Below are 9,213 nucleotides of genomic sequence, written 5' to 3' on the forward strand. Positions count from 1 at the left end.
ATCGTGTGAACGAGGCGCATATTAATCATCGGGGCCGGGTGTGTCAACGTGGAAAATCAATAAAATCAGCCAACTGCTGATGTTTGCAGCAAAACGCTGGTTTCGTCGGCATTTATCTCAGCATCCTCCTCATTTTTACGCCATTTGCGCCTTCCCGGCGGGCAGCGGGTTACGCTTTGCCAAAGGCTCTAGTATTATCGGCGATGGGTGCGCTGAATCGATCCATCCCCTGGCGGGCCCGCAAACTCGGCGAATTTTTAAAGGATTACGGCAATGAAAGAAAGATTTCCGCAAGGCTTTATGTGGGGTGGCGCAACCGCTGCCAATCAGGTGGAAGGCGCATACGATAAGGACGGCAAAGGTCTGTCGATTGTCGATGCCATTCCCGGCGGCAAGGCGCGTCTGAGCATCGTTTCCTCGCCGGATTTTGATTTCTCGCTGGATACCGAGCGCTATACCTACCCGAACCATAAAGGCATCGATCACTATCATCGTTTCCGTGAAGATATCGCGCTGTTCGCGGAGATGGGCTTTAAATGCTATCGCTTCTCCATTGCCTGGACGCGCATCTACCCGAACGGGGTAGAGCAGCAGCCGAACGAGGCGGGCCTCAACCACTATCAGCAGGTCATCGACACCTGTATCGCCCACGGCATCGAGCCGGTGATCACCATTTCCCACTATGAAATGCCGCTGCACCTGGCCAACGCGTTCGGCGGCTGGCAGGGGCGCGAGGTGATCGGCCACTTCGAGCGCTTTGCCCGCACGGTGCTGGAGCGCTTTGGTCAGCAGGTGAAGTACTGGATGACCTTTAACGAGATCAACAGCGCCTTCCACTTCCCAATCATGAGCCAGGGCCTGACGGTGAAAACCGGCGCGCTGGAGCCGCAGGCCAAATTCCAGGCGCTGCATAATCAGTTCGTTGCCAGCAGCCTGGCGGTGAAAATTGCCCATGAAACCAACCCGGAAATCAAAATTGGCTGCATGATCCTCTATGCAACAAGCTACGGCTTCGACTGCAACCCGGTGAACCAGCTGGCGGCGCTGAAAGAGCGTCAGTCTTCCGACTTCTACTGTGCCGACGTGCAGGTGGGCGGCAAATATCCGTACTACGCGAAAAGCCTGTGGCAGTCGCTGGGCGTCAAGCTGGATATCCAGCCGGGCGATCTGGACCTGCTGAAAGCGCACCCCGTCGACTACATTGGCTTCAGCTACTACATGTCGCGCACTATCTACGCCACCAACCCGGAAGCCGCAGCGGCGCACGGCAACCTGCTGGGCGGCGCGCGTAACCCGTTCCTGGAAGCCAGCGACTGGGGCTGGGAGATCGACCCAACCGGCCTGCGCATCGCGCTGAACGAGCTGTACGACCGCTACGAGAAGCCGCTGTTCATCGTTGAAAACGGCCTGGGTGCGATAGATAAGCCGGATGAAAATCACTACGTCGCCGATGACTACCGCATTAACTATCTGCGCCAGCACATCAGCGCCATGGCGGAAGCGGTTGAGGACGGGGTCGACCTGATGGGCTACACGCCGTGGGGCTGTATCGATCTGGTGAGTATGTCGACCGGGGAGATGAGCAAACGCTACGGCATGATCTACGTCGATCTGGATGACAACATCAACGGCACCGGCGATCGCTACCGTAAAAAATCCTTCCACTGGTATAAGCAGGTCATCGCCACCAACGGCCAGGATCTTGGCTAAGACTATGGCTGCCCCGCAGGGGGCAGCCTGTCTTAACGCTTAACGCCGCACCCGGCCCGGGCTGGATCCGAAAGAAGCGCAACGTATGTGCCTTAGGCAGCCGCACGGGCACGCTTGCTTCAGCAGGCAGTGATCGGCTCCTCTAAGCCATCACCGCGCGGGCGCGCAGGCTGGACCAGACAAACGCCACGATAAAGATCAGGCTGAACAGCACCACGATCGTCGGTGCGGGCGCGCTGTCGAGGAAAAACGACAGCCAGGTGCCGAGGAAGCAGACGGCCATCGACAGCAGCACGGCGAAAATCAGCACCGACGAGAAGCGGCGCATCAGCAGCAGAGCAATCGCCCCCGGCGCAATCAGCAGCGCAATCGACAGAATAATCCCCACCGCCGACAGCGTGGCGACGATGGTCATGGCGATCATGCACAGCAGGCCGTAGTGCAGCAGCGAAGTGTTAATTCCGCAGGCTTTCGCCTGATGCGGATCGAAAGCGTGCAGCAGTAAATCCTTCCACTTCACCAGTACAATCAGCGCAATCAGCGCGGCAATCCCGCCGGTCTGCAGCATATCCGACAGCCCAATCCCCAGCATATCGCCGAACAGAATATGGTCGAGATGCACGTCAGATTCGATGGACAGATAGAGGATCAGCCCGAGGGCAAACATCCCCGAGAAAATAATGCCCATCACCGTATCGCGCTTGATGCGGCTGTTCTCCGCCACAAAGCCGGTGGCCAGCGCGCAGAACAGCCCGGCGACGAACGCGCCGATTGCAACAGGAATACCGATGATGTAGGCCAGCACCACGCCGGGAAACACCGCGTGGCTCATCGCATCGCCCATCAGCGACCAGCCTTTCAGCACCATAAAGCAGGAGAGCAGGGCGCAGGGGATCGCCACCAGCAGCGAAATCGCCAGCGCGTTCTGCATAAAATCAAACTCAAACGGGCTGAGCAGCAGTTCGGTCAGGTTCATGGCTGTGCCTCCTGCGTTTGTCGGGCCAGGCGACGGCGCGCCAGCATCCCGTGTTTAGGGGCCCAGATAAACGCCAGCAGGAAGATAACCGTCTGTGCCACCACGATAATGCCGCCGGTCGCACCGTCCAGATAGTAGCTGAGCCAGGCACCGAAAAAGCTGGTGATGCTGCCAATCGCCACCGCAATCATCAGCAGCCGCGGGAAGCGGTCGGTCAGCAGATAGGCGGTTGCACCCGGCGTCACCACCAGACAGATCACCAGAAACGCGCCGACGGTTTGCAGGGCGGCCACGGTTGAGGCGGAAAGCAGGGTGAAGAACAGCAGCTTCAATCGGGCAGGATTCAGGCCGATCGAGCGGGCGTGGTTCTCGTCGAAAAAGGTCACCATCAGGTCTTTCCACTTAATCAGCAGGATCGCCAGCGAGGTGAGGCCGATAATCGCCAGCTGCAGGATATCGCCGGGCGCAATCGCCAGAATATTGCCCATCACGATGGTTTGAATATTCACCGAGGTGGGATTCAGCGACACCATAAACAGCCCAAGGCCGAAGAATGAGGAGAAGATCAGCCCGATAATCGCGTCCTCTTTCAGCCGGGTGCGCTGGTTAAGAAACAGCATTCCGGCCGCCGCCAGCCCGCCGGAAAAGAACGCGCCAAGGGCAAACGGCAGGCCGAGCATATAGGCACCCGCCACGCCGGGAACGATGGAGTGCGACAGCGCATCGCCAATCAGCGACCAGCCCTTCAGCATTAAATAGCAGGAGAGAAACGCGCACACGCCGCCGACCAGCGCGGAGACCCACATCGCGTTGAGCATATACTCATAGTGGAACGGTTCCGCCAGCCAGCCCATTAGGGATTCTCCCAGACGATATCGCGCAGCGCGCCGCTGAAGGCATTCTCCAGATTCTCGCGGGTGAAGGTGGTGGCGGTGGTGCCGCAGGCCAGCACCGTGCCTTTAATGATCACCGTGTGGTCGCAGTATTCGCTCACCGACGCCAGATTATGCGTCGAAACCAGCAGCGTTCGCCCCTCATCGCGCAGCTCGTGCAGCAGGCTGATAATCTGCCGTTCGGTATTCACATCCACCCCGGTAAACGGCTCATCCAGCAGGATCACCCGGCCGCGCTGGGCGATGGCGCGGGCCAGAAATACGCGCTTCTTCTGGCCGCCGGAAAGCTCACCAATCTGCCGGTGGCGATAGTCGGACATCCCCACCCGCGCAAGCGCGTCGGCGACGATATCGCGGTCCTGCTGGCGGGTGATGCGCAGCATGCCCATATGGCCATAGCGCCCCATCATCACCACATCTTCTACCAGCACCGGAAACGACCAGTCCACGTCCTCGGCCTGCGGCACGTAGGAAACCAGGTTCTGCTTCAGCGCCTGGCTGCCGGGGCGGCCAAGCAGGGTGATGCTGCCGGAAGAGAGCGGCACAAACCCCATAATCGCCTTAAACAGCGTCGACTTGCCGGAGCCGTTAATCCCCACCAGCGCGGCGATGCTGGCGGTGGGAATATCAAGCGTGGTGTTGCGCAGCGCGGTGTGGCCGTTGCGATAGGTCACGGTGACATCGCTCACGTGGATGCCGCCGGGCTGCTGAAGGGCACTGAGTTCGGTCATTTTGCTAACCCCTGCTGGATACCGCGCACGATGGTCTCGCTGGTCACCCGCAGTAAATCCAGATACGTCGGCACCGGGCCGTCCTGCTGGCTGAGTGAATCCACGTAGAGCACGCCGCCGTAGTGGCTGCCGGTTTCACGCGCAACCTGACGCGCGGCCTTGTCGGAGATGGTGCTTTCGCTGAATACTGCCGGGATCTGATGCTGTTTCACCTGGTCAATCACCCGGCGAACCTGCTGCGGTGTACCCTGCTGATCGGCGTTGATCGGCCACAGATATAGCTCTTTCAGGCCGTAGTCGCGGGTCAGATAGGAGAATGCGCCTTCGCTGCTCACCAGCCAGCGTTTGTCTTCCGGGATCTGCGCCAGCGCCTGCTGAACCGGCGCAACGGTAGCGCTGATTTGCTGTTTGTATCGCTCGGCGTTGCGCTGGTAGGTGGCGGCGTTGGCCGGATCGTATTTCACCAGCGCATCGCGAATATTATCGACGTAGATCAGTGCGTTTTTCGCCGACATCCACGCGTGCGGGTTTGGTTTACCGCTGTAAGGGCCTTCGCTGATGCCCATCGGCTCCACGCCAGCGGAGACCACGACTTCCGGCACCCCTTTCAGATGGCGATAGAAGCGGCTGAACCAGCGCTCCAGGTTCAGGCCGTTGGCGAGGATCAGCTGTGCACCCTGCGCGCGTTTGATGTCGCCGGGCGTCGGCTGATATTCATGGATCTCCGCACCTGGCTTGGTGATCGATGCCACCTCGGCGGCGTCTCCGGCCACGTTCTGCGCCATATCGGCAATCACCGTAAAAGTGGTGATCACGCGGAATTTCTCTGCGGCAGCGGCGGGCGTTAGCGGCAGCGCCGCCAGCAGGGCAACGCAGCACAATCCTTTAAACCAGTTCAGACGAAGCATCAATGTTCTCCTGTAAGAAAGTTACGCAAGGCAATTAGCTGATGCTATGAGTTATAGCACAGGCTATAACTCAGGGAGAACAATTTTCATTCACCATTTCAAAAAATTACAAATGGTGTGGATTACGACTGATAGCAAATTAGCCAACGGTGGCTAACGCCTTCACTTCGAAAGGGTATTCCGTCGTGCTGAGACGGGTACAAGCGCGGATGTTGCATTTTTAGCAGGGGTTTATTTCCTTTTTGCAACAATCATTTAACTTGATCTTGTCGGGGTATTCCCTATAAGATGCATTTCAAATGCAACTTATAGTTCGCATCAAAACGATATACTGACCTCACCTGCACTGAGTCACCTCAACAGGTTAAACACAAGGAAATTTGCTATGAGCCAGACTCTCAATTCCGACCAGCTGCTGTCCGCCCTCGATAAAGTGATGGTGATTTCCACCACCGATCTGCAGGGCACCATCACCTACGTCAACGACCTGTTCTGTCAGCTGACCGGCTACAGCCGCGAAGAACTGCTGGGGCAGCCGCATAGCATCGTGCGTCATCCGTCAGTACCAAAAGCGACCTATAAGGACATGTGGGACACCATCAAAGCGGGCAATATCTGGACCGGCATCATCCCTAACGTCGGTAAGGGCGGTGGCCTGTACGTGGTGGATACCACCGTGCAACCGCTGTACGACGAGCAGGGCGCTATCTCTTCTTACATCAGCATCCGCCGGGTGATTAACGACCTGATGACCGATTTTGAAGCGGTAGAGTTCTCTAAAGAGCAGTTCGACGAATTCTACGATAACTAAGACATCACTATGGCCGATCTCATCGAACGTATCGTTATTGGCTACGGTTCGGAATCGGGCAATGCCCGGGCGCTGGCACTGCGCCTGGGCGAGCAGCCTTTTCTGCAACCTTTCGCTCCGCAGGTTCTGGAGCTTAACCATCTCTTTCAGGCAGAGCCGCGTTCCGGCGATCTGCTGTTGATCGTCTCCAGCTCGTTTGGCGATGGCGAACCTCCGGCCAACGCGGAACAGTTTATTGACCAGCTGCAACACTATGCGGGGGCTGACGGCCTGCGCTACGCCATCTTTGGCCTTGGCGACACCGCCTATCCCAACTTTTGTGGTTTTACCAAAACGCTTGATGCGGCACTGGCCGAGCGCGGGGCGCACAGCGTGATTAACCGCGTGGATGCCGATGCCGCGTTTGAGGGCTTTTTCTCTCAGTGGCTGTCGGTGCTGGAAAAAGTGCTGAACGGCGATGAACAGGCGGGGCGCGATCTGCACCTGCAGGTGACAGCCTGGAGCGAAGATAACGCTTTTGCTGCACCGATAATCGAACGCCGTCGACTCAGCGCCGAAGCGCCCTGTGCGTGGCATATCCGCCTGAATATTGCCGGCAGCGGCATCCACTATCGCGCCGGGGATACGCTGTATCTCCAGCCGGAAAATGACGCCAATCTGCTGGCCGCAATTGGCACCTGGCTTGGCCGCAACGATGCTGCCGAGGCCCTGCGCCGCCGGGAACTGCGGCAGATAAGCAAAACTACCCTGCGCGAGCTGGCGAAGCTTTCCGGCAGCGACGAGCTGAAGGCACTGCTGAAAATCAGCCAGCGCAAAACGCTGGAGGCGTACCTTTACGGCTCGGATCTGCTCGATGTGCTCGAAGATTTCTGCACGCCGCAGTCGGTGACGCTGGATGCGCTACTGGAGTTACTGCCCGGCTGCCTGCCGCGCGCTTACTCTATCGCTTCGCGACCCGATACGGAGATCGTCGATCTCTGCGTACGTGAAGTGTGCTATGAACGTCGGGGCCGGGCGCGCAGGGGCGTCGCCACCGGCTGGCTGCTGGGTGACAACGGAGCGATGCGTATTTTCAGCCGCGCGAACCCGGGGTTCTGGCTGCCGAAAGACGAGCGTGCGCCGCTGCTGCTGATCGGCACCGGCACCGGTATTGCACCGCTGATCGGGCTGCTGCGCGAGCAGGCGATGGAGAGCGCTTCGGCGCGCGAAACCTGCCTGATCTTCGGTGAAAAGCGCCGCGAGGGGGATTTCCTCTACCGGGGAGAACTGGAGTCACTCCGGCAGCAGGGCACGATCGGCCAGCTGATTACGGCCTTCTCGCGCGACGGAGCCGGTAAGTACTACGTGCAGGATGCCATCGCCGATCACGCAGAGCACATCAGCGCGATGCTCCAGCGCGGCGCGCACGTTTATCTGTGCGGTAACAAGCAGCATCTGGAAAACGCAGTGGAAAATGCGCTGACGACGGTTTGCGGCTTAGCAGGCCAGGCCGAAGAGACGCTGTGGCAGCAGCTTGCACAGCAGGGACGGCTGCATCTGGAGCTTTATTAATCCTGCCAGATTTGCTGCCAATGTTCGCTCCGGCTGCGGTTCTGGAGCGAACATCATCCGTCACCGTCGGTCTGCGCAGGCATACTCTGTGCAATCAGATGATCGGTTCGACGATAGCGCGGCATTCTCCGCCATTAAATCACCGTAATCTGCAACCGCGCCAGCAGCTGGCTCATCTCATCATCCAGGCTCTCTTCCACAATCAGCGCGCTGGCAATCTCAAGGCCGCCGATCGCAAAGGCCGAAGCGGAATTCAGTTTTTCCGGTGACGCCATCACCACGGTTTCAGCGGCACGTTCGGAAAGGGCGCGCTTCACGCAGGACTCTTCATAATTCGCAGTGGTAAATCCGGCAGTGTGATGAATGCCCGTCACGCCCATAAAAAACAGGTCGGCATGAATGCGCTGGATGGATTCGATCATCGCCGCGCCGACCGTAACCAGCGAATGCTTATACAGCTGGCCGCCAATCAGAATCACCTCGGCCAGCGGGTGATCGACCATGCTGACCGCAATGCTCGGGCTGTGGGTGACCAGCGTAAACGGCAGCGTTTTGGGGATCAGCCGAGCCATCTCCCCGGTGGTGGTGCCCCCGTCAACAATCACAATATTTCCCGGTTGAATCAGGGCTGCCGCTTTCTGAGCGATAACTTTTTTTGCCTGAGTTTGCACGTTTTTGCGCGTTTCAAATGGCGCAATCGCCGTGGAGACCGCCAGCGCACCACCGTGCACTCGCTGAAGCTTCCCCTCGGCTGCCAGCTCCCTGAGATCGCGGCGGATAGAGTCTTCAGAGATGGAAAATCGCTGGCTCAGTTCGCGGGAAATAACCTGCTTTTCATCAGCAAGGATGTCCAGAATAAGCTGTTTTCTCTGGCTGGAGAGCATAATTCTTCCTTCTTGTTTTTTTCTTGATCTTGCACGATTATGCATGTTAGCGTGCCTGCTGTCATCTCTTCTGGGGAAAACCATGCAAACTGAACCGCTAAAAATCCGCAATATACGTGAACAGCTGCTGTCGGATAATTGGTACACGCTAAAGAAATTCACCTTTGAACTGCAGCGCCGGGACGGGCAATGGCAGGAACAGAGCCGCGAAGCCTACGATCGCGGCAACGGCGCGGTTATCCTGCTGTACAACAAAGCGCGCCAAACGGTGGTGCTCACCCGCCAGTTCCGCTTCCCGATTTATATCAACGGCCATTCGGGATTTTTGATCGAGGCCGCCGCCGGGCTGCTGGATAACGCCTCTCCCGAAGAGCGAATTATGGCCGAGGCGGAAGAGGAAACCGGCTACAAAGTGGCTAACGTGGAGAAGGTGTTTGAAGCCTATATGAGCCCCGGTTCGGTGACCGAAAAGCTGTACTTCTTTATCGCTGAATATACCGATCGCGACCGCAGCACCAGCGGCGGCGGGCTGGTCGAAGAGGGCGAGGATATTGAGGTGCTGGAGTGGCCCTTCGCACAGGCTCTGGCCGCCATTCGCAGCGGGGAAATTCAGGATGCAAAAACCATTATGCTGATTCAGCATCTGGCGCTGAATTCGGTGTTGGCTCAGGGCGGTGACAGGGCGGGATAATGCTGTAGGTAAGTGGGTAAGTGGGTAAGTGGGTAAGTGGGTAAGTGGGTAAGTGGGT

General features: G+C 58.1%; 10 protein-coding genes. 5 read left to right on the forward strand and 5 right to left on the reverse strand.

The annotated features are described in order from the left end of the window. Positions 1-40 precede the first annotated feature (40 nt). Together IBT47_RS21415 and IBT47_RS21420 are read left to right on the forward strand one after the other, a co-directional pair. The gene (locus IBT47_RS21415) at positions 41-277 is read left to right on the forward strand and encodes a hypothetical protein (protein ID WP_200562897.1); all 237 of its coding nucleotides are present in this window, start codon (positions 41-43) and stop codon (positions 275-277) included. Beyond that, positions 274-1,710 (forward strand): glycoside hydrolase family 1 protein, encoded by a 1,437-nt coding sequence (locus IBT47_RS21420; RefSeq protein ID WP_200562899.1) that lies wholly within the window; start codon positions 274-276, stop codon positions 1,708-1,710. The genes IBT47_RS21415 and IBT47_RS21420 overlap by 4 nt, the downstream gene beginning before the upstream one ends. 142 nt (positions 1,711-1,852) lie before the next feature. Here IBT47_RS21420 and IBT47_RS21425 read toward each other — a convergent pair whose 3' ends face one another. Genes IBT47_RS21425 through IBT47_RS21440 form a run of 4 tightly spaced genes read right to left on the reverse strand, consistent with a single transcriptional unit; the run spans position 1,853 to position 5,218 of the window. Next, a complete protein-coding gene (locus tag IBT47_RS21425) occupies positions 1,853-2,686 on the reverse strand; it encodes a metal ABC transporter permease (protein WP_105592685.1) in 834 nt (277 codons plus the stop codon). Further along, positions 2,683-3,540, reverse strand: a complete 858-nt coding sequence (sitC, locus tag IBT47_RS21430) for an iron/manganese ABC transporter permease subunit SitC (RefSeq protein ID WP_123333036.1) — start codon at positions 3,538-3,540, stop codon at positions 2,683-2,685. The genes IBT47_RS21425 and sitC overlap by 4 nt, the downstream gene beginning before the upstream one ends. Then, a complete protein-coding gene (locus tag IBT47_RS21435) occupies positions 3,540-4,310 on the reverse strand; it encodes a manganese/iron ABC transporter ATP-binding protein (protein ID WP_200562901.1) in 771 nt (256 codons plus the stop codon). Before IBT47_RS21435 ends, sitC begins: the two co-directional genes overlap by 1 nt. Beyond that, entirely contained in the window at positions 4,307-5,218 is a 912-nt protein-coding gene (locus IBT47_RS21440; RefSeq protein ID WP_200562903.1) for a metal ABC transporter substrate-binding protein, read from the reverse strand. The genes IBT47_RS21435 and IBT47_RS21440 overlap by 4 nt, the downstream gene beginning before the upstream one ends. A 385-nt stretch (positions 5,219-5,603) precedes the next feature. Between IBT47_RS21440 and IBT47_RS21445 the strand changes: the two genes are divergently transcribed. Further along, a complete protein-coding gene (locus IBT47_RS21445; protein WP_105592681.1) occupies positions 5,604-6,029 on the forward strand; it encodes a PAS domain S-box protein in 426 nt (141 codons plus the stop codon). Between the two features lie 9 nt (positions 6,030-6,038). Then, the gene (locus IBT47_RS21450) at positions 6,039-7,580 is read left to right on the forward strand and encodes a sulfite reductase flavoprotein subunit alpha (protein ID WP_200562905.1); all 1,542 of its coding nucleotides are present in this window, start codon (positions 6,039-6,041) and stop codon (positions 7,578-7,580) included. 134 nt (positions 7,581-7,714) lie between these two features. On the opposite strand, the gene IBT47_RS21455 is transcribed toward IBT47_RS21450, so the two are convergent. Next, entirely contained in the window at positions 7,715-8,464 is a 750-nt protein-coding gene (locus IBT47_RS21455) for a DeoR/GlpR family DNA-binding transcription regulator (RefSeq protein ID WP_200562908.1), read from the reverse strand. An 82-nt stretch (positions 8,465-8,546) separates the two neighbouring features. Between IBT47_RS21455 and IBT47_RS21460 the strand changes: the two genes are divergently transcribed. Continuing rightward, positions 8,547-9,155, forward strand: a complete 609-nt coding sequence (locus IBT47_RS21460) for an NUDIX domain-containing protein (RefSeq protein ID WP_234472035.1) — start codon at positions 8,547-8,549, stop codon at positions 9,153-9,155. Positions 9,156-9,213: the final 58 nt, after the last annotated feature.

Origin of the sequence: Erwinia sp. S43, from assembly GCF_016624745.1 — a bacterium.
In the GTDB taxonomy this organism is placed as follows: Bacteria; Pseudomonadota; Gammaproteobacteria; order Enterobacterales; family Enterobacteriaceae; genus Erwinia; species Erwinia coffeiphila.

What these genes read in the sequence shown, in the direction of transcription:
- sitC (WP_123333036.1), bottom strand. Translation starts at nt 3,540, where the DNA reads ATGGGCTGGCTGGCGGAACCGTTCCACTATGAGTATATGCTCAACGCG.
- IBT47_RS21460 (WP_234472035.1), top strand. Translation starts at nt 8,547, where the DNA reads ATGCAAACTGAACCGCTAAAAATCCGCAATATACGTGAACAGCTGCTG.
- IBT47_RS21440 (WP_200562903.1), bottom strand. Translation starts at nt 5,218, where the DNA reads ATGCTTCGTCTGAACTGGTTTAAAGGATTGTGCTGCGTTGCCCTGCTG.
- IBT47_RS21445 (WP_105592681.1), top strand. Translation starts at nt 5,604, where the DNA reads ATGAGCCAGACTCTCAATTCCGACCAGCTGCTGTCCGCCCTCGATAAA.
- IBT47_RS21455 (WP_200562908.1), bottom strand. Translation starts at nt 8,464, where the DNA reads ATGCTCTCCAGCCAGAGAAAACAGCTTATTCTGGACATCCTTGCTGAT.
- IBT47_RS21450 (WP_200562905.1), top strand. Translation starts at nt 6,039, where the DNA reads ATGGCCGATCTCATCGAACGTATCGTTATTGGCTACGGTTCGGAATCG.
- IBT47_RS21435 (WP_200562901.1), bottom strand. Translation starts at nt 4,310, where the DNA reads ATGACCGAACTCAGTGCCCTTCAGCAGCCCGGCGGCATCCACGTGAGC.
- IBT47_RS21420 (WP_200562899.1), top strand. Translation starts at nt 274, where the DNA reads ATGAAAGAAAGATTTCCGCAAGGCTTTATGTGGGGTGGCGCAACCGCT.
- IBT47_RS21425 (WP_105592685.1), bottom strand. Translation starts at nt 2,686, where the DNA reads ATGAACCTGACCGAACTGCTGCTCAGCCCGTTTGAGTTTGATTTTATG.